This is a genomic window from Pseudomonas nitroreducens, assembly GCF_014204515.1.
In the GTDB taxonomy this organism is placed as follows: domain Bacteria; phylum Pseudomonadota; class Gammaproteobacteria; order Pseudomonadales; family Pseudomonadaceae; genus Pseudomonas; species Pseudomonas nitritireducens_A.
This window is the reverse complement of record NZ_JACHLI010000001.1, coordinates 158,236-179,651: the sequence shown is the minus strand read 5'-3', so window position 1 is coordinate 179,651 and position 21,416 is coordinate 158,236. Positions and strand designations below refer to the sequence as shown.

15 protein-coding genes are annotated in these 21,416 nt (G+C 57.0%); 6 read left to right on the top strand and 9 right to left on the bottom strand.

The window, feature by feature from the left end; genetic code table 11:
- Positions 1–34: 34 nt before the first annotated feature.
- A complete protein-coding gene (locus tag HNP46_RS00970; protein WP_184585637.1) occupies positions 35–844 on the top strand; it encodes a hypothetical protein in 810 nt (269 codons plus the stop codon).
- Positions 790–1,257 carry a hypothetical protein gene (locus tag HNP46_RS00965; RefSeq protein ID WP_184585636.1) on the top strand — a complete coding sequence of 156 codons (468 nt, stop codon included), beginning with the start codon at positions 790–792 and terminating at the stop codon, positions 1,255–1,257. Before HNP46_RS00970 ends, HNP46_RS00965 begins: the two co-directional genes overlap by 55 nt.
- 59 nt (positions 1,258–1,316) lie before the next feature.
- Here the strand turns inward: HNP46_RS00965 and HNP46_RS00960 are convergent, their stop codons facing one another.
- From HNP46_RS00960 to dnaG, 3 genes are all read right to left on the bottom strand, one after another.
- Positions 1,317–2,492 carry a hypothetical protein gene (locus HNP46_RS00960; RefSeq protein WP_184585635.1) on the bottom strand — a complete coding sequence of 392 codons (1,176 nt, stop codon included), beginning with the start codon at positions 2,490–2,492 and terminating at the stop codon, positions 1,317–1,319.
- Between the two features lie 553 nt (positions 2,493–3,045).
- Positions 3,046–5,343, bottom strand: a complete 2,298-nt coding sequence (locus tag HNP46_RS00955; RefSeq protein ID WP_184585634.1) for a DEAD/DEAH box helicase — start codon at positions 5,341–5,343, stop codon at positions 3,046–3,048.
- A 35-nt stretch (positions 5,344–5,378) separates the two neighbouring features.
- The gene (dnaG, locus tag HNP46_RS00950; RefSeq protein ID WP_184585633.1) at positions 5,379–7,244 is read right to left on the bottom strand and encodes a DNA primase; all 1,866 of its coding nucleotides are present in this window, start codon (positions 7,242–7,244) and stop codon (positions 5,379–5,381) included.
- A 133-nt stretch (positions 7,245–7,377) separates the two neighbouring features.
- Here dnaG and HNP46_RS00945 point away from each other — a divergent pair, with 133 nt between their 5' ends.
- Positions 7,378–7,863, top strand: a complete 486-nt coding sequence (locus HNP46_RS00945; protein ID WP_184585632.1) for a hypothetical protein — start codon at positions 7,378–7,380, stop codon at positions 7,861–7,863.
- Between the two features lie 63 nt (positions 7,864–7,926).
- On the opposite strand, the gene HNP46_RS00940 is transcribed toward HNP46_RS00945, so the two are convergent.
- The 3 genes from HNP46_RS00940 to dnaE form a co-directional block, all read right to left on the bottom strand.
- The gene (locus HNP46_RS00940; RefSeq protein WP_260403054.1) at positions 7,927–9,030 is read right to left on the bottom strand and encodes a hypothetical protein; all 1,104 of its coding nucleotides are present in this window, start codon (positions 9,028–9,030) and stop codon (positions 7,927–7,929) included.
- A gap of 116 nt (positions 9,031–9,146) precedes the next feature.
- Entirely contained in the window at positions 9,147–9,752 is a 606-nt protein-coding gene (locus tag HNP46_RS00935; RefSeq protein ID WP_184585630.1) for a hypothetical protein, read from the bottom strand.
- Between the two features lie 48 nt (positions 9,753–9,800).
- The gene (dnaE, locus tag HNP46_RS00930; RefSeq protein ID WP_184585629.1) at positions 9,801–13,433 is read right to left on the bottom strand and encodes a DNA polymerase III subunit alpha; all 3,633 of its coding nucleotides are present in this window, start codon (positions 13,431–13,433) and stop codon (positions 9,801–9,803) included.
- Positions 13,434–13,549: 116 nt separating this feature from the next.
- Between dnaE and HNP46_RS00925 the strand changes: the two genes are divergently transcribed.
- Entirely contained in the window at positions 13,550–15,046 is a 1,497-nt protein-coding gene (locus tag HNP46_RS00925) for a replicative DNA helicase (RefSeq protein ID WP_184585628.1), read from the top strand.
- A gap of 47 nt (positions 15,047–15,093) precedes the next feature.
- Entirely contained in the window at positions 15,094–15,852 is a 759-nt protein-coding gene (locus HNP46_RS00920) for an exonuclease domain-containing protein (RefSeq protein WP_184585627.1), read from the top strand.
- A gap of 51 nt (positions 15,853–15,903) precedes the next feature.
- On the opposite strand, the gene HNP46_RS00915 is transcribed toward HNP46_RS00920, so the two are convergent.
- Both HNP46_RS00915 and HNP46_RS00910 read right to left on the bottom strand, forming a co-directional pair.
- The gene (locus tag HNP46_RS00915; RefSeq protein ID WP_184585626.1) at positions 15,904–17,022 is read right to left on the bottom strand and encodes a DsbC family protein; all 1,119 of its coding nucleotides are present in this window, start codon (positions 17,020–17,022) and stop codon (positions 15,904–15,906) included.
- 126 nt (positions 17,023–17,148) lie between these two features.
- Positions 17,149–17,787 (bottom strand): 5' nucleotidase, NT5C type, encoded by a 639-nt coding sequence (locus HNP46_RS00910; RefSeq protein ID WP_184585625.1) that lies wholly within the window; start codon positions 17,785–17,787, stop codon positions 17,149–17,151.
- 143 nt (positions 17,788–17,930) lie between these two features.
- Between HNP46_RS00910 and HNP46_RS00905 the strand changes: the two genes are divergently transcribed.
- Positions 17,931–19,460 carry a hypothetical protein gene (locus HNP46_RS00905; protein WP_184585624.1) on the top strand — a complete coding sequence of 510 codons (1,530 nt, stop codon included), beginning with the start codon at positions 17,931–17,933 and terminating at the stop codon, positions 19,458–19,460.
- Between the two features lie 28 nt (positions 19,461–19,488).
- Here the strand turns inward: HNP46_RS00905 and HNP46_RS00900 are convergent, their stop codons facing one another.
- Positions 19,489–21,270, bottom strand: a complete 1,782-nt coding sequence (locus tag HNP46_RS00900; protein ID WP_184585623.1) for a hypothetical protein — start codon at positions 21,268–21,270, stop codon at positions 19,489–19,491.
- Between the last annotated feature and the right edge of the window lie 146 nt (positions 21,271–21,416).

Genomic DNA, 21,416 nt, shown 5'->3' with positions numbered 1-21,416 from the left:
GATCTCCGTTATAGATCAGATAACAGGTGGATACGTGCGAGTCCTGTCAATTTCCAGCGCCCAATATTCAAGGGTTCTAGTTGTCAGCGATCTTTTTGGCAATTTTGCTGCCCTAAGCAAATTGGTTGAAAAAGTCGACTTCGATGCGAAGAAAGATCTTCTGATCCTGAACGGTAATTTCCTCGGATTCACATACACGTCGAAGGAAGCCTCCAATTGGCTTTCAAAGCCCTGGGTTAAAGCGGTCGCCGGCTTGAATGAACTGGCAATGCTGACTCGCCTTTCCGGGCAAAAGGTTGCTTCTTTGGTCGGTCAGTGGATGAACCTGCTCGATGAAGGCGCCCGAGAGGCGCTGCGTGGTGCGCTGGAAGCACTGCCCCTGGCCATCGAGGTGGAAACGGCCGAAGGCATTGCTGTATGCGCTTCCAGGCCCCTTCCTGAGGGTTGCCAATGGAAACGCCTCAAGGCTGACCTCCTGGTGCGCGATGGTGAGCCCATGACGCTGCTTCGTGGCTTCGAGGGCCGCCTGCCCGGACTCAAGGCTTCTCGTGTAATTGTTACAGAAAGGAGCTTTCCCAATCCGGATATTCTGCTGTCGATCTCGGGTTTTCAGACCGAGATTGCCGGCGAGACCCCGGATAGCCTGCCAGAGCCCGTCCTAGAGCTCGGCAACCGCTTGATCATGCTCAGCTCCGGCCAGACCAACCAAGGCCCGCGCTATCGGAACGACAGCCTGGTAGCCTATCTGGAGCTTAACTCGTTCGTTGCATCACTACCTGGAGGTGGATCTTGTCTGATGGGGTTCATAAACACAGCCGAAGCTTCGTTGATGAAGATCAGCTGAGCTATGCGCGCGCGGTAGATCAGCGCGCGAAGTGGCGAATCGGTTATGCCGTGGCCTTGGGTATCCTTGGCGCTGCAGCCATGGTTTTCGCGTTCTTCCCGTTGATCGCGAAGTCGGCTATGCCGCTGATCTGGGTCGACATTGCCAACAACGAGGGCTGGAACGCCAACCTGCAGGAGATCGGCATGCGGTTGCTGGCCAACGGCCGGATCGAGCTGATGCCCATGTGGGGCTCTTACACACTCATCGTCCTGGGCGCCCTCCTCGTCTGGCTAGGCGTGCATATCTACCGTAGCCGTAGGGATGCACGACTTTTCGGCGATCTGCTCACCTTGAGCTACTGGATGAGCTTCTACTGGCTGAAAAAGCCGGTGGCTGAGGTAAGGGTAAAAACCCAGCGCCAGGACAAGTAAGTCGTCGCAAATGAAAAAGGGCACCCATCGGGTGCCCTTTTTTGTTTAAGCGGTCTGGCTTAGCTGCCGAACTGCTCGATTTGCTTTTCGTAGTCGGCCAGGCGCTGGAGATCGGCCTCTTTGAGCTTACCGGTCATACGCAGGCGCTCGATCTGAGAGCGAGTGTGGCCAGGATTGACCTTGTGAGGGACGCTCACGCGGATGTCCGGCTTGTACGCGCGCAGCTCTTCTGCGGCGATCAGCTGTTGGCGCTCGTTTTCCAGGATGAGCATCAGGATCTTCAACTGCTCATCGCCAGTAGCTGCATATTCAGCAGTACGCAGCTGGTCGTGCTCGAAGCGCAGCTTCTCCAGCGTGCGCATGACCTTGTCTTCGCCAACCAGCTCGCTTTCGAGCTCCTGCACTTCCTGGCGCAGACGAGCAATCTTCTTGCGGCGGCGCTCCAGTTTCTGCAGGTGCTCGCGGCTGTCGTTCTCTTCGGCGCTCAGGCGTTCCAGGTCTTGCACTTCGCGCAGAATTTCGCGCTCCAGTCGACCCATCGGGCTGGTAGCGGGGCGACCACGACGGCTGGGGGTAACACCTTTCAGTGCTTGCTCCAGGGTCTTGATCTGACCACCGGACACGGCAATGATGTACTTCAGCATGTCGTCGACAGCAGCTTGGGCGCGGGAGATCTGAGCTTCCAGCGGAGCACTCGGACGACCGGCCTTGCCCAGTTTGCGGCGTGCAGTCTTGGACATCGGCTTGAAGTCGCTGAAGCTCATGCCCAGTTCAGGCAGAGCGCGCATCACGGCGCGGCACTGTTTCAGGCCACCGTTCAGCTCTTCCAGGGTGTCGTCGACGCGATCCAGGATCGGGCTGTCTTTCGGCAGCTGAGCGGCACACATCTTCACCTGGTCTGCCAGCTGTTCGATGAAGAAGTAGATGTCGCCGACCTTGGTACGGGCAATGGCGACTTCTTCCAGGCCTTCGTGCTCGGACGGCTCGGCGAATTTCAGGGCCAGCAAGCCCTCGTGATCAGCGCGCAGCGAATTCAGCTCGCTGTTCAGCTTGAGGAGTTCGGTGCGAGCCTTGTCCAGGGGCAGGTCGGTGGCCGGGCGCGGGGTATTTCCCAGCAGGCTCTCGACTACGACTTGCAGTCCGCTTGCGGTGTTTTCGAGCTCGGCGAGCGGCTCGCGCAGCAGTTGGGCAGAAGTGATTGCTGCGATTGCGATTTCGTCCCTGGTCTCAGTCATGCGTCACCTCCTTGGTGTCGTGAATTGAGAATGCGCTCATCAGGTAAGCAGGGTGTGTTGGATATCGGTAGGGTGAACATTATTGATAAATTGACAAGCTGTCAATCTCATTGACGCAATTTTCGCATATTCCGCCGCCTTCCTTTGTTCATCAATTGACACACACCGGGTAACAAACGGACATACGTCACAGTTCGGCCTTAGTGCCATCTTTCCGACGCCAGCTTTCGTCGGTTTACAGGCGCTTTTGCGAACCTTTTCCCAGAAATGAGATCACGCCTGTGGGCAAGGATTCCATAAGAATTGTCTGAAATGCCTGCGTGCCCGCCGGGACTGGTCAGACCATCTGCAGACCCCGCAGCCATTGGCCTGCGGAAGAATGGCTTCCGCTTTTGAGGCCGCCAATAACCCGCTAAAAAGAGGGGGTTCCACGTGGGAGCCCCCTCTGTTGAACATTCTGAGCAATTGACATGACAACCTAACCGGCAATTTGTTCAAAAATATTTTGAACTTCCTACTTGGGATTGAGTCGCCGGCTTACATTTTGGTCATATTAGAGGCTCAGCGACGTATTGTTGTTACGGGCCTTAATCTCGGCGCTGACTTCCTGCAGGAAATTCTCCAACTCACTGGCGGACAGCTTGAGGCCTGGGAACAGGCCGTCGGTGAAGCCGTTCTGCTTGCCGCCCTCCTTGAAGCTGCCGAACCCACGCTGATCCATGTCGTGCATAGCGATGTCGGAGCCCTTGGTGTACTTGATCAGCAAGCGTAGACGGTCACGGGCGGTGTCAGACAGGTCTTCCAGCTTCGACCCTGCGAGCATGTAGAAGTCGCCCTTCCCGCCTTTGCGGACTAGCCGTCCCCTCAACTGGTGCAAGGTGTATGCACCCAAGTTCTCTGCGTCCACAACGACCAGGCACACTAGCTTGTCGATGGTCACGCCGATCTCAACCAGGGTTGTAGCTACCAGGATGTCCCCGTTGCCGGCGTTCATCTCTTTGATAACGCGTGTCTTTTCATCTTCGTCAGCACGGCCGTGCAGGACTTTCACCCTACCGGGGTGCTTGGCTTCCCACATCCTGGCGCCGGCCTCAATGGTTGCCCGGTTCTTCTGGACGAGGGCCTCATCCACCAGGGAGCCCAAGTACGTCACCAGGGAGGCATTCTCTTTGAGGTACTCATCAAATCGCTGCTGGATTCGCTCTTGGGCGATATCCTCTGCATGCACCTCCACAACGAACCCTGTATCGCGGTCGGCATCCAGGCGCTTCAGGAGATCAGGGGCATCCGCGACTCCAGTCACATCCTTGATGCTCGTACCGGTCTTCTTGAGCATCGCAGCGATCTTCTCGGCCTCTTTTAGACTCTGCGCGGCGATGTGGTAGTAATGGGCCTGCTTCTCCGCCACCAAGGGGTAGATGACGGCGATCTTGTTACCGTCCGCCAGGGCCTTCTCCAGGAGATCCATGACCTTGCGGCGCTCGGGGAAGGTATTACCCATCAGGTGGGTTGCAATTTCCTTCTTAACCGGGCTGTCTTCGATGAAGCAGACGGATTTGTTGCCAAAAAGAGTCTGTGCCATCGTCCGAGGAATCGGTGTGGCCGTTGCCTCAAGGATGTGGGTGTACTCCTTGCTGATTTCCTGACGCTGCAGCACGCCCATCTTCTGCTGTTCGTCGGTGATTGCCATGTGCACGCGCCACTCCGGGTTCTTCTTCAACCAGGAGTTGACTGCACTGGTGCCGACTAGGATGGAGCCCTCTTCAACCGTCCCTTTGAAGCCCTTCTGCACCAGGTGCATTTTGAGCTCCGGATACCAGCTGCTGATCTCGTCATACACCTGGTTGGCCAGGGCGGCGTTTGGGAGGAGAATAACCACGTTCTTGCCTTGCGAAGCCATATAAGCCGCGCCAATACCGAATGCCATGGTCTTGCCGTTACCCACGTCAGCGCTCAGCAGCATGTCCATGGGCACGTTCTGCGACATCCCTTTGATCATCTCCCAGATCGCCCGGCGCTGATCGCCGGTTGGGGTGAACGGGTGGCGGTCGACCAGGCTCTTGATCAGTTCCTTGTCGATTGGGACGGCTGCAGAGGGCACAGGCTTGCGAATAGTCGACTCCATGGCCTGCCGGATGCCCAGGTAGGCATTGAGCCTCCTGGCGCCATTGAGGGCCTTGCTGAGGTCTTCCGAAGTCCTGGGCATGTGAAGCGTGGTGATCAGGTGCTTCAGGCTGTTGAACTTTATGCCGCAGCTCCTGAGGACTTTGGCCTCGTCCTCGCCGAGTGTCTCGCAGATCTTCTTAGCTGCATCATCGACGCTGTGCAGAAGTGCAATCTTGGTCAGCTCTGCGATGGTGCCTTCAGCGATCAGCCCCTTTTTTCCCCTATAGCGGGGGTTGATCTTGCCCTGCTCCTCGTAAGGGACGAGGTTCAGGTTCTCAAGGGTGTTTTCTCCTTTGTAGGAGCCGATCCTTCCGCTGAGCTGGATGATCTTGCCGAGTTGGTGTTTTTTGACGTTGAGCCACGGCTCTTGGAATCCAAAGTGCAGGGGGGACTTCGTGGTCACACCATCAGTGACATCAATCTTCAAATACGGGCGTGCAGCGACTTTGACGTCTTGGCCCTTGCTCCGCTTGTCTTGCTCGACCTCAGTGTTTGTTCTAACCCCGGAGACCATGGCCTGGATGTAGAACCCGTCTCCCACATCCAGTTTCAAGCAATCCGACAATAGTGCCGGCTTGGTGAAATCGTCGTAGTTCTTGGGGAGGCTGAACAGGAGCTGCCATGGCTCATCAATCCCGAATTTACGCAGGTTGTCCTGCATTTTCTTGGACAGCTCGTTGAACATGCTCATCTCCCCTTATTCCTCCATTCTATGCACAATTACAAAGTAATTGTCTTACTTCGCGCAATTGCTGAACGCCGAATTTCCATCATTTTGCGGAAATACTCCCTATCGCCATCCGAGAGCATGTTCATGCCGGCCTGGCGCTGGATGCGCTCCATTGCTTTTCCTGCACACAGGGAGGTGATCGTCATGGCCAGTGCAAAGGCGGTGTTATTCCCCGTCTCTGGCTCTTCAGCCATGATCGTTTGGGTAATGTCCTTGGGAAGAAGACCCAGAATGTTGCCAAACGCCTGCATGGCGCCCTGTTCCCGGTTGTCCTGCCGGAACCTCTCTTCCTGGTACGGCTTGTTCGCAATGGTTTGGATCTGCTCGTCGCTGAGCTCCAGGTCGTAGACACCCTGGCGCATGTCTTCGATCCAGTTCGCCATGGTAACGGTCAGCTCGTCCCCCTCTTCCTTCCAGACATCCAGGTACTCGATGTCGGCAGCATACTTCGGATCATCCCACAGCATCCGCGCCAGCCGGATAGGCATGGTGACTACCAGCTTATCGATCTGCTTGGCTGCAATCCCGGACATGCTGAGCGGGATCTTCAGCAGCTGATCATTGAGCACTTCCACTGGGATGTCGGCAATCCGGGACACCGTCTCGACAGCTTGGAACTTCAGGAGCGGATCGCGCGCTCCGTGGATGATGCTCAGCGCGGCAGACGCGTAATCCATCCGTGCCCGGCCAACCTCTGCAGGCCCTGCTGCTTGTAGGCTCTCGTACTCCTCAAGTTTGGTGAACAGAGCCTCGAGCCAGGGGATACGCTGCTCGGTGGCTTCCTTGTAGGCCTCGGGATCAGCTTTGATCATGCTGTCTGGGTCTTGCCCCTCCGGGAGCGTCGCGACCTCGAAGACAACCGAGTGATCCGCCAGGTTCTCCAGGAGGATGGTGCATGCGTTTACCAGTGCCTTACGGCCGGCCTTGTCGCCGTCGTAGACGAACAGCACCTTCTTGGCGTGTCGCACCAGCAGGCGCATCTGTGGGACAGACAGTGAGGAACCCATTGCTGCTACCGCGTCCAAACCGATCATGCGGTGAGCAACAACATCGAGCTGGCCTTCAACGACGCGGAGCTCTTCGAGCTTGTCCAACGCCGCCACGGCTAGTGCTTCGTGTAGCCCGTACAGCACGTTGTTCTTCGAGAACAGTGCCGTTTCCTTCGAGTTGAGGTACTTGGGCTTCACGTCGCCTTTCAGCGTGCGGCCGCTCAGCGCGATGATCTTGCCTCGCGCATCTCGGATGGGAAGCACAATTCGGTCACGGAAGGCCGAGTAGACCTCATCACGGTCGTTTTTCGCGAAAACGCCCGAGCTGATCAGGGCCGGTTCGTGCTCGCTCAACGCGCTCATGATGTCTTTGCTGAAGCCGGCGTAGCCCATCTTGTAGAGCTTGATGACAGGCTCACTGAATCCACGGTCGAACAGGTAATCCAGGCCAACCTGGTTCTCTGTTTCCCAAAGCTCGTTTTCGAAGTAATTGCCAGCCTCCTGCATGGCCTGGTTGATCGCCAGGGCCAGCTGGCCTTCCTGGGATGACTTCAGGAACGGCGTGATGTCTTCGTTGCACTCCTCCGCCATCTCCATGAGGATCGGGAGGAATCCTTTACCGGTGTAGTCCTGGAGGAAGACCATGGCGTTGCCCCCGGCGCCGCAACCAAAGCAGTAGTAGCACTGCTTCTTCGGAATCACCGTGAACGAAGGTGATCGTTCCTTGTGAAATGGGCACAGGGCTACGAAGTCGACACCAACCTTCTTCAGGGGAAGGTACTTGCCAATGAGGGAGACGATGTCTTGCTGCGCAATCAGTCGGTTGATGACTTCCTGCGGAATTTTCATCAATTTGGGGCTAGCCACGGGTGCTCCTAGCATCTGGTCTAAGCGCGCAATTTTCAGCTAATTGACACTCCAGTGTCTACCTCCTACCATCCGGCCCTTCCTGGCCTGTGACCAGTTGGTCTGGGCTCTCCCTGCTGTGGTGTGCAACCGAATGGATATGATCGCCCCTCCTCTGCGCCAGCGTGCGCAGGCCTGGCTCCAAGCCTACGAACGACTGATGTCTGGCGATGCCGGCGGCTGGGCAGAACTGCCGCGCCCGGCGCATACCGAGGCAATTGCGAAGGAGTGGCTGCATGTCACCCCGGCAGACCTCCCATCTGACGAAGCCTCCAAGGCGCGTCACGCCCGGCGCGCCTTGATGGTCTACTTCCACCTGAAGGACGGACGCCTGTGCTCTGCGATGGAGTACCTGGAGCCGGCGATCAACCGCCATCCGAACCCGTACATGCTGCGCGCACTATTCGCCGACCAGGAGCGCGTGGCGCGTTGCGGCACCCAGTGCGTTGAAGACTCTCGGGAAGAAGCAGTTCTGCGGGAGCAAGCTTTTGGGCTCAGAAAGCCCCTCCCTGCCCCACCACCGCGCGAACGCCCTGGAATGGGTGTCGAGATGCAGGGTGGCTGTCTCGCTGCAAGGTAGGCCCTCCCAGGGGCTGTAAACAAAAAGGCCTGGATCACTCCAGGCCTTTTGCGTTCTGGGGGATCAGATCACCCCAGTTGCCACGTACTCGCCCCGCTTGGCGCCTTTGCACACCAGCGGTGAGTAGTTCAGCTGGATGCTGAAGCGGTGCTTGTGCGGGTGCGGCTTGCCATCGACCAGCGGCACCAGAGCGTTCTCCAGCTCTTTCTCCCTGGCGATCTTCTCAGGCTTGGCCATGATCTCCTTCACGAGCAGCACTTCGTACTCGGTCGGTTGCTTCACTGCGTGGAAGGTAGCTGTCTTGCGGACGATGCCGGCTTCGGAGACGGTTGCCTCACCCCAGGCGTTGATCATCTTGCCCAGGATCTCCAGCGGCGCTTCAAGCTTGGTCGCAGGGGCGTCTTTCTCGGCATCTTTGCGGAAGTAGCGGTTCACCCCGGCCACGATGTTTTCCAGGGTAGTGCTGGAGTACACGTGGAGCATCTTGTGGAGGCAGGTGATCAGCCTGTTTCTGGGCGCATCGCTCAGCCACACCCAGTTGCACTCCTCATCCAGCCAGTGGGCATCGGAACGAGAGCCCAGCACATCGCGGATGAACGCCAGGGCGCTCTCTTCCGACAGGGCCGGCGTCAGGGGGAGTAGTTCGTTGACATGTACCATGCCCACGTGAGTGACGATCTTCTGCGCTTTGGCCGAGATCCTGGTGGCAGTGCCTTCCATGTCAGGCGGTGTCACGTAGCGCACGCCATTCTCGACGCCCACACGGATGTGGTCGCCCAGCTTGAGGTTGTCGCCGACCTTGAAGAACAGCGTGGCGCTCTTGATCACGCCTTCCACGCGATCTTCGCCCAGGCCATGGCCGGAGAGCTCGGATTCTACGCGGGATGCGCTGGCGGGGATCAGTTGGTGGATGTACTGCAGTAGGCCCGGAACCGTCTTCAAGACTTCCGGCGCCTTCGCCTTCATCTTCTCGGCGACTTCGCCTGCGATTTGGCGGACACGTTCGCGGGTCAGGTTGAATTCCTGACCGGCGATTTGAAGGCTGCAACCGCCCTTTCCATCCCAGCCATACAGGCGGCTGGCGATGTTGATGTCGCGTTGCTCTTTCGTGGAGATGGTCGGAAAGGTAGCTGCAATGAGCTCCCTGACCTCAGCTCTGAAGGTCATCAATGTTCGCCTCTATTATTATTTTTATGGCGCTGACTTAATGTCAGATGACCCAATATACAATCGGTAAAAAAAGAGGTCAACAATCGTTATAGTTGACCTCTTTCAAGAGTCTATTAGACCCAGGGATCGTCTTTACTGAAAAGAATTGGAGTTATCCACTCCACACTCAGCACGTAACTACCTTTGGCATTCCCGTCATCGTTCATGCCTCGCTTGTTGCGCGTGGCGTGCTCCGCGCTGTCCTGGCGGTGCTGGTACGAATGCAGCTTGGCCAAGCCGGTATCGATGATCCCGAGGATCTCCCGGATCGTGGCGTAGTAGACACCCCACTTGTACTCCACCGGCTTGTAGTTGCGCCCCTTGGACTCACGATTCTGCCAGTCGACCCAGAAGAAAATGCCGATACCGGGGTACATCTGCCGGTAACGTATAACGTCCTTCTCGTTAAGTGTAAAAGCGTTACGAGGATGTATACCGAACTTTGCGGCAGTAAAAAATGGTGTTCTCTGTGCTTTAAGGTCGCACTCACCATAACCAGGAACCAGCAAATCAGGGGCGTACTTGTCGCGCTGCTTCTTGGGGTTAATCTGAACTTGGATATCGGAGTACTTGTTCATGCATTCGACGAACTTCCTCTCGTATTCTTCACCTTCCTTGCACCATTTCTCCTTGTCTTCGGTGGGAATGTGAACAGCCGCATTGCGCCAGGTATCAACCATCAAGAAATCGGCGCGATCTCTCGCGCCGCCTCGGTGTTGGAGGATGGATCAGGGGGCGGGAGCAGTCTCCTGCCGTTCTTTTGAGGCGGCCATGACTTCCTTGGCGGCCAAAAGCTCCTTCTCGAGCTCCATACGGATGCGCGCCCGCTCTGCAACGGGGTCAGCGACGTCAGCTGCGGTCTGTACGTCAGCCGAGCGATTGTACGACCGGGTCTTGGTCTGCTTGATGAATTCGACGTGTACGTCGGCACCCCAGAACTTCTTGAGCTCCTTCATCGCCGGCCCATTGGCGCTGATCGGAGGGATAGGCAGCTCCTGCAGCTCGCCACCCTGCCCAACCTGCATGTAGACCCGGATCGCGCCCTCGTCGTTGAGCTTGTCCAGCCCGTGGATCTTGGCCATCTCGCGGAAGAAGTTCGCTCCTTCCGGCAGCTTGATGACGACCTGGCCCTTCTGGTTTTCGAGGTAGTTGTCGAGCAACTGAACCTCATTTACCAGGAAATTGACGTAACCTTCTTTGGGGTCAACCTTTGCGTAAGCCTTGATGAACACCAGGTTGTCGTCTGCGATGAAAGACTGCAGCTCATGGTAATTCTTCGCGAAGATCTTGCACGTGATGCGGTCGGTACCGTCATCGAGCTTGAAAATGGCCCAGTTGCCACGCGAGTCGAGCTTCACCTCGACTTCGGTCATCAGGCCAGCCAGGCTAACGCTGCGCAGCCTGTCCTTATCCTCAATGGACTTGTCCGTGAGGTTGTCCATGACTTGTGCCAAGGTGCCGCTGAGTGCGCCAAGGGTTTTGTCGCGGTAGCGGTCGTAAGGATGCCCTGTCAGGCACATACCGAGTACGCGGCGCTCACCCTGGAGCCTTGTCCACTCCTCTACCTCGGGATCAACCTCGATCCTGGCCATGGGGATTTCCATGTCGAACAGGCTGCCCTGGTGCTGACTCTTTCGAACTTGCTTGCCAGCGGCTACAGCAGCGTCGGAGACTTCTCGCAGCTCGACCCTAGAGATACCGGTGAAATCGAGCATGCCGGCGTCAATGCAGTTCTTGGCGGTCGACTTCATCAGGTTATTCCTGAACATGAAATCTTCCAGGTCTTTGTAGGTGCCTCTAGCGTCTCGCTCAGCCAGGTAGGCACGGGCCGCGTTTTCACCGAAACCCTTGATGGCGCCAAGGCCGTAATAGACCTTGCCTTGCTGTGAGGTGAACTCCCAGTTGGAGTGGTTTGCTGACGGTGGAAGTACCTCCAGCCCCATCATCCTTGTCTCGTGCACGAAACGAACGACCTTCTCGGTCTTGTCCATGTCCGATGAGAGCACGGCCGCCATGAACGCCGCTGGGTAGTGGGCCTTGAGGTAGGCAGTCTGATACGCCACGAGGGCGTATGCGGCTGAGTGCGACTTGTTGAAGCCGTAGCCGGCGAACTTCTCAACCAGGTCAAAGATCTGCCCGGCAAGATGCTCTGTGTGACCGTTCTTCACTGCGCCTTCTACGAAACTACCCCGCTGAAGGGCCATTTCTTCCGGCTTTTTCTTACCCATCGCGCGCCGAAGCATGTCGGCGCCTCCGAGGGTGTAACCGGACATGACCTGGGCGATCTGCATCACCTGCTCCTGGTACAGGATGATGCCGTAGGTAGGCTTCAACGCAGGCTCAAGGCCTTCGTACTGGTAGCTGGGGTGCGGATAGGATATCTCCTGGCGCCCGTGCTTACGGTCGATGAAGTCCTCCACCATCCCTGACTGCAGAGGGCCTGGGCGGAACAGTGCTACCAGTGCGATGAGATCTTCGATGCAGTCTGGCCGCATTGCCTTGATGAGCTTCTTCATGCCGGCGGATTCCAGCTGGAAGACGGCCGTCGTCTCGCACCGCTGGATCAGATCGTAGGTAGGCTTGTCGTCCAGGGGAATGTCGTCAATGTTGAGCTCTGGAAGCCCTTTGGCCTTCAGGTCTCGATTGATCGTCTTCACTGCTTGGTGAATGATCGTAAGGTTTCGCAACCCGAGGAAGTCGAACTTAACCAGGCCGGCGGCCTCAACATCGTCCTTGTCGAACTGAGAGACCAACCCAGTTCCATCCACATCCCGCATGGTTGCTGTGTAATCGGTAAGCTTGGTGTCGGCGATCACGACGCCGCCCGCGTGTTTACCGGTTTGCCTTGCCCTACCCTCCAGCGCCAGCGCATGAGCAAGAATTTCCCAGCCTTCCAGCTTCTGAGCCAGCATCAGCTGGAGCGTTGCGCTGCCAGCAATGGAATCTGCAAGGGAGACATCCGGGCCTTCGGGGATTTCACGGGCGATGGCGTCACCCACCGGATACGGGAAGCTCAGCGCGCGACAGGCATCGCGGACAACGCTGCGAGCAGCCATCGTGCCGAAGGTGACGATCTGAGAAACCGACTCCCTGCCGTAGGTTTGTGCAACGTATTCGATGACCTCATCGCGTCTGTCCATGCAGAAGTCGATGTCGAAGTCGGGCATGGAAACTCGCTCCGGGTTCAAGAACCTCTCGAACAGGAGCGAGTATGGAATTGGGTTGAGGTCAGTGATGCCGCAGGAGTACGCAACCAGTGAGCCTGCACCCGAGCCCCTGCCCGGCCCCACCGGGATGTCATTGCGCTTCGCCCACTGGATGAAGTCGGCAACGATTAGGAAGTATCCTGGGAACCCCATCTTGTTGATGACGCCAAGTTCGAACGCTAGGCGGTCTTCATACTCGGTACGGACTTCAGCAATGGCCTCAGGCGTCTTGAAGTAGCTCTTGAGTCGAGCCTCCAGCCCTTCGCGGGAGATCTTCTCCAGGTACTCGGCTTCGGACATACCGTCCGGCGCCGGGAAGCGAGGGAGGACGCTCTTACCCAGCGTGATTTCAACGTTGCACTGTGCTGCAATCCGAAGCGTGTTCTCCAGGGCTTCTGGGATATCGCTGAAGAGTTCGGCCATCTCCTCAGCCGACTTCAGGTACTGATGCACGGTACATGGCGCGATGCGGTCGTCACGGACGTCACGGACAGTCCGTTTCTGGGCAATCGCTACCCTCACCTCGTGGGAGCTGAAGTCCTTCGATTCAAGGAATCGTGCCGGGTTCGTGGCTACAACGAGAGTATCGGTGTCGATGGCCAGGTCAACGGCTGCAGTGACATAGCGGTCATCCATCGGTTGACCGATGCGCTGCAGCTCCAGGTAGTAATTGTCGCCAAAGATCGCTTTGCAGGAGTCGAGTAGCTGCCTCGCTTCATTGACGCGGCCACCTAGCAGATACCGTCCAATGTCCCCTTCGCGGCCGCCTGACAGTGCAATCAGGTGCTGCCCGTAGCCCTCGAACCACTCTAGGGGGATGCGCGGACTACCTTCAACGCCTCGAACACCTTCACGGTATCCTCTCGAGATGATCTCAGTTAGCGCTCTGTAGCCCTCATTGTCCTTGCAAAGGACGGTCATGAGGGAGCCTTGAAGACTCGTCGACGGGAGGCGTACTTGAGCTCCAAGGATCGGCTTTACACCAGCTCCTGTGCCACCCTTGAAGTGCTTGATTGCCGCAAACAGATTGGTGTCGTCGGTGACTGCCACCGCCGGCATGCCGTGTTCCTTGACCTTCTCCATGAGGTCGCCGACCCCGATCAGGGAGTCATGAAGGCTGTACTCGGAATGCACTGAGAGGTGGACGAAGGACACGGCAGACTCCGGCTTTAGGGGCTTTCTATACCCTGGCAGATGAGTGAATATTGCATCAATTGACAGAAAAACGCGACGGCATATACTCGCCGTCCCCTTCTATCGGAGCCCTTGGCATGTCCGCAGAACCGTTGAGTGCCGTAGGTGAGGACTTTCACCTTCGTGCAATTCCCCTAGAAAAGAGCGTTCTCGTCACGGTTCTTGAGACCCCGTCTCTCCTCAGGCAGCTGGATGGGCTCGCCCCTTCTGACTTCCTATCGCCCAATGCCAAGGCATTCTTCGACTGGATCAACACCGAATTCCAGGCTGAGCGGGGTGTAACCCCCGAGATTGCCATGTCGAAATTCGCCGGCAGCGACCTGGAGCCCTATGTCATGGGGATTCTCACAGAGATCCCCCGGCACGACGCAGTGGTTCAGAACGTACATGCCATGAAGGAGCTCGCAGTCCGTGCCAGTTCGCTGCAGGCCCTGCTGCGTTCGGCAAAGGACATCAGGGACTCCTCGATCCCTGTAGAAGCCACCATTCATACGATCAGTGCCAAGCTGTCTCGCGCCGGCACAGCCCTGCGCAGCAAGAAGAAAAGGTTCTTCTCCTACTCGCAGATTGGCGAGCAATGGGCCCAGGCGTTCAAGAAGAAGATCGAAGACGGTGAGATACCCGGAATCCAGTCAGGGTTTGCTGCGCTTGATGACATCATTGTCAGCATGCAGCCGACTGACCTGGTGATCATTGCTGGTCGCCCGGCCATGGGTAAAACCACCTTTGCCATGAACATTGCTGAACATGCGGCTAAGTTCCAAGGAAAGGTTGGTCTGGTCTTCTCGATGGAGATGCCTGCTGACCAGCTCTTCCAGCGAACAGTCTCCGGCTATGGCGAAATTGACGCCCATAACCTCCGAACCGGCAAGCTTAAGCACGGGGAAGTCGAGAAACTTGGCGCAAGCCTTAGCCAAGTCCAGGGGCTCAAGCTCTTCGTCTGCGATGAGCCGGCGCTGTCCCCAATGCAGATGACCTCGATCATCTACGACTTCATTGAAGAGCATGGTCAACTCGATTTCATCCTGGTCGACTACCTTCAACTGATGGCACTCGATGAGAAATGGGGCGGGAACATGGCTGCCGCTGTTGGCGCGAACTCCATGGCCCTAAAGACAATCGCCAAGACCTTCAATATCGCAGTGATTGCCCTGTCGCAGCTCAGCCGTGCGCTTGAGGCGCGCCCCAACAAGCGTCCTATGAACTCCGACCTGCGAGAGTCGGGTGCTATCGAACAAGACGCCAACCTGATCATGTTCGTTTACCGAGACGAGGTGTACCACCCCGAGACTGAAGACAAGGGGATCGCCGAGATCATCGTCGGTAAGCAGCGTGCTGGTGCACTTGGCACGGCCAAGCTTGGATGGATGGGCCGCTTCACGAAGTTCGTCAACCTGGTGGCTGGTTCAATTTCAGGGTTATTCACGCTTCCAGACGTCGTCGCCGACGATGCTCGGCAGCGGAGTATTGCTCTCGCGAACAGCCTTTCTGGGGACGGGCCTGGGGTTGAGATCAACGCGGCCAGCCATGTAGAGGGGATCACGTTTGTTGATGCCCCCGAGCGACCTTTTTAGTGTTCCGTCTCCCATGCCACACTACGGCATAGCTTGAGGGCATACGCATGATTGAGATGACGTCCGGAAGACTTTGCATCCTCGACTCTGAGTCGACTGGGTTCGAGTGGAAGGAAGGCCATCGATTGCTGGAAATCGGCATTGTTGAGTACTTCAACCGCAAACCGACCGGGAAGATCTATCACCGGTATTTTGACCCCCAACGGGATGTTCCGGAGGAGGCATACGCGGTACACGGGATCTCACGTGATGACGCCATTCGCCTCGGCGGTGGAAAGACCTTCCAGGACATCCTCCCCAGTCTGCGCTCCTTCTTGAAGGGAGATGGCAGCCTTCCTGGGCCCACGACTGTAGTCGCTCACAACGCGTCTTTCGACATTGGGTTCCTAAACTGGGAGATGAACACCTTCGGTGCCAGCTCGATTGAGCAGATGGGTATTGGGGTCATCGACTCGCTGAGTCTCGCTAGGGCAAAACACCCAGGCAAGAGGAACAACCTGGACGCCCTGGTCTCCCGATACCTACCAAACTGCGATATCGACCGGGAACTTCACGGAGCCCTCAAGGACGCCATGCTGCTGAGCATGGTCTTTATGGAGATGACCGTTCAGCAGAACACCCTGCAGGTCGAAGAGAGCTACGCCGCTATCGGCCCTATCCTCACGCCTGAGAGGGTTTCGCTACAAAGGGGCGCCCTACGGGTAGCCAGCGTCTCAAAAGCTGACAGAGAGCGCCACGAGGCCTCCTGTGCTCGTATCGCCAAGAAGGCAGGCAACGAGGCAGTCGCCCTCACTCTGGAATTCTGAATTGCCTCCATGAAAAAGCCCCGCATCGCGGGGCTTTTTCGTTGCTGGCGCTTACAGCCCAAGCTCTGCCAGAAGCTTGGCGGCGTCGGAGAACCCGACCGTGTGCGTGCCAATGGAGGCGTAGATCGTCGGGGTGCCGTTCACGTTGAACACGTCGCCGATGCGGTAGTGATCCATTACCGGCGGTTTGATCCGGACGATGTCTTTCGGCAGTGCGTCGCAACGGGCTTCGCGCGGCTTGTACTTGTGGAAGGCATCGTTGATAGCCTCTTGCTGGTTTGGTGCGCACCAGATGTTGATCATGTCTGCGGCGGTGGGGCTGATCTTGGACTCGTCGCGGGCCATATCGCGCGGATACATCAGGTAGTGCACGCTGACGCCGGCAGCCAGGATCTCGTTCAGAGAGTTGTGGAGCTTGGCGCAGAACGGACACGTGATGTCCGTGAAGACGTAGATCCTGGCGCGCTCGTTCGCTGCCTTGTAGCTGATCGTCCACTCATCAGGGATCTTGGCCAGGGTTTGTCTTATCTGCTCTGCAGTCTCGGCCGGGGTCATGGCCGCGCCGTCGACGTGGGTGCCGATCTTGAAGATGCCTTGAAGGCCCGGCTCAGTCTTGCGCTTTTCCAGGTAGGCGGTGCGGTGGGCGGTGATGCTGGCTGCTGCATCCTGGTCAACCAACGGGGCCGGATGAAGGGTACTGGTGACATCAGAACCGTTCGCGGAAGCCGAAGCCCCACCCTGCTCGCTACTTACCGGCTTTGCCGGGGCTAGTGCTTCAGCAGGAGTGGCTTGAATGGCTGGGAGGGTCTGGATTCGCGGCTTGTCTGTCGCACCATGGACGGGCAAGTTGAACTGCACCGGGCCGGCAGCGTCCACTTCGGCGGCGCGCTTCTCCAGGATGCCCTTGATTCGAGCATTGCGCTCATCCTGAGTAACCTCGGGCTCTTGAGCTGCAATAGCGTCGTCTCGCTGGATTTCCCCGCCCTGGGCTGCCTGCCCTGCCGTGTCGGCGTTCGTTGGGCTCTGCGCGACCTGTTCGGCTTTGGGCGCGTCAGCGCTTTGCTTGTGAGCTTGGGTAATGAAGAAATAACCGGCGCAGAGAGCGGCGCCGATGATCGCAATCTCCTTCAACAACTTCATGAGATCGCGCTTTGGGGCGGGGGTATTCATCATTGAATGCCTCGGGATTCAATGATTCCTGCTTGGCCTTCTATCAGACCATGTCCATAACATTGACAGCAGTGACCGTAGGAATCGGGTTAGACCACTGCCGCCAATATATCACTAATTGCAGGGTCAGATTGCCAGTGCGGCTTCTTCTTCCTGCCGGCGCTGGCTTGGTGGGCAGACCTCTACCTTCAGCGACTCGACGAATGTGGCCAGCGATTCAAACCGGTTCACGCCCATCCGGTATTCGGTGAGGGCTTTGTTCCAAGGCTTATCGACCAGGACGGTACGCTGAACCATCCCTGCAGCCTTCATGTCGGCCAGGTTCTTCTGGTAATCGTCGATCATGTAGGAGAACCCATTGGGGTACTTCAGCGCTACGGCTTCCGGCTTTGTCATGCCCTCGGGAACAACGATCAGTTCGTCACAAGGAATCCCATGCAGCTTCAGCCAGCCCATGGTGATGGCGTAGGCGTCCGGGTGATAACCCCGCGAGGTGATCATTACCAGCTGGTGCCCGCTTGCCTTGAGCTGCTCCAGGGCCGCCTTGGCACCTTTCACCACTGGAGCGATCTTCAGTACTTCGCTCCTGATGATCAGGCTGTAGAACTGCTCGAGGTTGATGTTCAGCAGCGTGCAGAGGTTGTAGGTGTACCAGTCCTCGAACTTCGGTGGGTTCAGGCCGGCCTTTTCAGCGGCTGCATGCAGGGTGTGGCCGAACACGACGACAACATCGTCCAGGTCGACTGCGATGGGCAGGTGCTTCATGGAGGCAACATTTCCTGAGGTGGGGTGCAATTTCTATCAAAAGGAGATGTACATGGTCAATTTTTATCCGCCCGCCCCTCATGCACGTGTTGCGCGCCCAACAAATCACCTTTTAAGATGAATTGTCATAGAGAGATCTCGTCATGTCTGAAGTCCAAGCCGCTGACTACCTGTTCGTTGTGAACCTCGATAATGTCTTCGACCTTGATGTCGACGAGGGCATCGTGGAGCCGTCTTGGGACGACTTCAAGGAAGACCTGCTAAGACACCGCCTCCGCCGCTCCAAGGACGGCGAATGCTTCATGCCGGTTGCCATGAAGCCAGACAACGAATGCGTGACGGTTTACACCAAGGATGGGACTCCACACTTCAAGGCTGACATCAACATCGAGTCCGTGACCGCCTTGGTCATCGACCTCGACAAGATCGGTGCGCTCCAGTACGCCGAAGACCTATTCAAGGGCTATGAGTACGTCTGCTACTCGACCCACAACTTCTCTGTGGAAACACCCTGGAAATACAGGATGGTGGTTCGCCTCGCGGAACCTATCCCTGTAGAGCAGTGGCCTACTTGCTTCGAAGTTCTGCTAGCGCAGAACATCGACATGGATCAGTCCTGCCGTAACCCCTCCAGGATGTATTACTACCCGAGCCACAACCCTGATGGGGGCGTGGCGCCTCGTGCCTGGCATAAGCCTGGCAAAGCCATGTCTATCGACAACATCCTGGGCCTGGCATCCGATGACGTGAAGAACGCCATCAAAGAAGGCCGGTTTGCCAGCAAACTCAAGATCAACCCGAACGGCGTTGGTCAGAGCACTCGTCGTAGGCACTTCTCTGGCGACGTGATCGGCGCCCATGACGTGCTGCCTGATGTGATCGATTGCAGCTTCCAGCGCTTTGAAGATACCCATGGGCAAAGCATCTATGCCTTCGGCACTGACGGCTCTTACCACAACTTGGCGCGCGACTGCGCCGGGCGTGAAATGAGGCTATACGGCCATAAGGCTGACATTCGCAAGCTGGTTATCTTCCTGGCACAAATTGGCCTGCGAGACTGCAACCGCCCGATTGAAGCCGGCAACACTCCGGAGGAGCTTCCAGGTCTGATCATCACGGCCCTGATGAAGTACGCTCCTGAGTCGTTCCACATGCTCAACGAGATCCATGGCCAGAACCTCGAGGCCTGGGTAACGGGCGAGGTTCGCTGGGGAATGACGACTTACCGTGAGGCATCTCTCGAGGTCAAACAGGCTCCGCAGGAGCTTGATGTCACCGTCGAGCAGAACTACTACGCAAGCCTCAGGACGCGGCACATCAAAGCACTGAAGTCCTTCTCGACCACTGGTAATTTCAGTGACCTGGTGCGTGAGATCGTCAACCAGGAACTCAAAATTGAGATCCCGGCCTATTCAGACGTTGCCCACGCGCTGTTTACCTTCCACACCGGTTACAACCGGAAAGTGAAGGGGATCGACGAGAAGACTGCGTTGGCGTATTTCGCAGAGGACATTCCCAAGCTTTGCGATCAGTTGCCAAAAATGGGACTTTCGGTCGACGAGAAGAAGCTCCGCTTCATGGCCGGCGCCCTGCGGGTTCAGCTTGCTCAGAAGGTTCCAGCTCAGCTGCGTCAGCCCAAGCAAGCAGACCAGTCGGTAGCTATGTCGCGCTGACCGATAGAGCCCTGTCGAGGCGTCCTGCTCAACCCAGGACGCCTTCTTTTTTGAGCCTGCCGGGCATGATTTCGCACTGCAGCTTGTTGTACGGGCAGCGCTTGCACCCCCCGCAGAACGTGTCGATCTTCGCTTCACTGAGCTCCATAGCCCCGTTCTCAAGCCTCTTCTCCGGGCTGATTTTGAGTTGCTTGGTCTGGTAGCCGTAGATGCGTGTTCTTCCCAGGTCTTCGTCGATATAGCCCAGGCTGCGGGCTTTCTTCGACACCCAATCAGACTTCGTCCAGACCGGAGGATTCCTCCTAGTGATTGGCACTCGCATTACAGCTCGAAGCCTCAGCGCGATCTCGATAACAGATACGGCTGCCCTACCCTCGCCGGCCAGGCCGTTCAACACTGCTTTGAGACCGTCCTCGGCGCTGGAGAATGTCCTCTGAGCAAGGGCTTTACGCCCGACCGCCTCTTCCACGGCCTGTAGGACGCCTTCCAGGCGAATTAAGCGAGCTATGGTGCGTAGAGGTGCCGCAATCTCTTTCTCGCGCTCTGAGGCCCCTGCAAGCTCTTCCTGGTAGATTTCATTGATCTCGGCTACGTGGTCAAACGCCCAGGTATGAAGATCGTCCCTTAGAACGCGTAGTTCAGACTCGCTTACCCCGCTTCGCTGCAGGAAGTCATCGACCTCATGCTTGGGAATCTGGCTTGTGCTCACATGGAGCATCCGGCTCCCGAGGATCTCGTCCACCCCTTCTGTGTTGGAGATGACCTTGACCCCGAAGAAGTTCATTGTCTCGGAAGTCCGATGTTGATTGGTTATGACCTTCTTGGCTGTTTCCTTCTTGTAGGACAATTTCAGCGTTTGCATCATGTCGCTGAACTTCTCCTTGCCTTTGCTCTTGTCGGCTCCGCCAATCGACTCCAGGTCATCAATGACCACCAGGCCCCGAGCTTCATCCATAAGCCGCATCATGGAGCTCGGTGACACCATGCCGATCATCACTGCGTTGCACGAGACCGCCTTCATGGCGACGCCCAGCTGGCTCTTGCCGCTGTTGTGCGATCCATTGAGAAGGATCAGAGGCACTGCGTCGAAGATCGCCTGCACGTAGGAGCAGATCACAGTACACGTCAGTACCCAGTAATCATTTTCGTCCGGCAGCCAAGCGGCTTTGCGAAGGTGTCTTACAATCCGCATGGCGAGGTTTGCAATGGGTTTTCTGGGGTAGTCCTCGCGTAGGTAGCTCTGGATGCTCTCCCAGCTCCAAGTCGCGTGATCGCTGCCAGCCGGGTATTTTTGCAGAAGAGTGCCATCGTCCAGGCGCGTAATCCCAGTACGCCGGCCGTGTTCGTCCTTCGATTCGCGGATCTCCAAGAGTGTACGGTCGGAGCGAATTACTACTACGTCAATGCGCTCGCTTGAATTGACCGGCCCACCTTGTCCGAAGGAAGACTTTCGAATCAGTGTCTGCACCGGGTAGTACAGGTGCCCGTCCAGGAAGGCAGAGCCAAGGTCGACAGGTTCATAGCCGATCCGTTGAATAACCTCCTTCCCCTCCCCTGTCAGCTCCATCACGTGCTTTCGCCAGACGTCCAGGTGCTCTTGGTATCGAGCGCCGTTCAGGAGGCCCTTCTCCGTCATCACTTCAAGCACTATCTCTGCTATGCCCTCGAAAGAAGGACTGAACCAAGATGGGATGGAGTCCTGGATGGTCTGAGCTTCAACCTCCCCTAGAAAGAATCCAAGCGTTATCAGCCCTTCGCCAGCCTCACCGGGCCCGAACAAGTTCATTGCCAGTTCAAAGGGAGTATCCATAGCTCAAATCCTACTTTGGTAACACAGAATGACTGGCAATCCCCGTAATAGAGCTGCTGGTGATTGTGTATCCAGGCAACGCATTACGGTTTAGCTACACAGAACAGGCAGTTGATTCTGTGTAGCCATTTGATATCCAACACAGT

What these genes read in the sequence shown, in the direction of transcription:
- HNP46_RS00960 (WP_184585635.1), bottom strand. Translation starts at nt 2,492, where the DNA reads ATGACTGAGACCAGGGACGAAATCGCAATCGCAGCAATCACTTCTGCC.
- HNP46_RS00955 (WP_184585634.1), bottom strand. Translation starts at nt 5,343, where the DNA reads ATGTTCAACGAGCTGTCCAAGAAAATGCAGGACAACCTGCGTAAATTC.
- HNP46_RS00945 (WP_184585632.1), top strand. Translation starts at nt 7,378, where the DNA reads ATGGATATGATCGCCCCTCCTCTGCGCCAGCGTGCGCAGGCCTGGCTC.
- HNP46_RS00940 (WP_260403054.1), bottom strand. Translation starts at nt 9,030, where the DNA reads ATGACCTTCAGAGCTGAGGTCAGGGAGCTCATTGCAGCTACCTTTCCG.
- HNP46_RS00935 (WP_184585630.1), bottom strand. Translation starts at nt 9,752, where the DNA reads ATGGTTGATACCTGGCGCAATGCGGCTGTTCACATTCCCACCGAAGAC.
- HNP46_RS00925 (WP_184585628.1), top strand. Translation starts at nt 13,550, where the DNA reads ATGTCCGCAGAACCGTTGAGTGCCGTAGGTGAGGACTTTCACCTTCGT.
- HNP46_RS00920 (WP_184585627.1), top strand. Translation starts at nt 15,094, where the DNA reads ATGATTGAGATGACGTCCGGAAGACTTTGCATCCTCGACTCTGAGTCG.
- HNP46_RS00915 (WP_184585626.1), bottom strand. Translation starts at nt 17,022, where the DNA reads ATGAATACCCCCGCCCCAAAGCGCGATCTCATGAAGTTGTTGAAGGAG.
- HNP46_RS00910 (WP_184585625.1), bottom strand. Translation starts at nt 17,787, where the DNA reads ATGAAGCACCTGCCCATCGCAGTCGACCTGGACGATGTTGTCGTCGTG.
- HNP46_RS00905 (WP_184585624.1), top strand. Translation starts at nt 17,931, where the DNA reads ATGTCTGAAGTCCAAGCCGCTGACTACCTGTTCGTTGTGAACCTCGAT.
- HNP46_RS00900 (WP_184585623.1), bottom strand. Translation starts at nt 21,270, where the DNA reads ATGGATACTCCCTTTGAACTGGCAATGAACTTGTTCGGGCCCGGTGAG.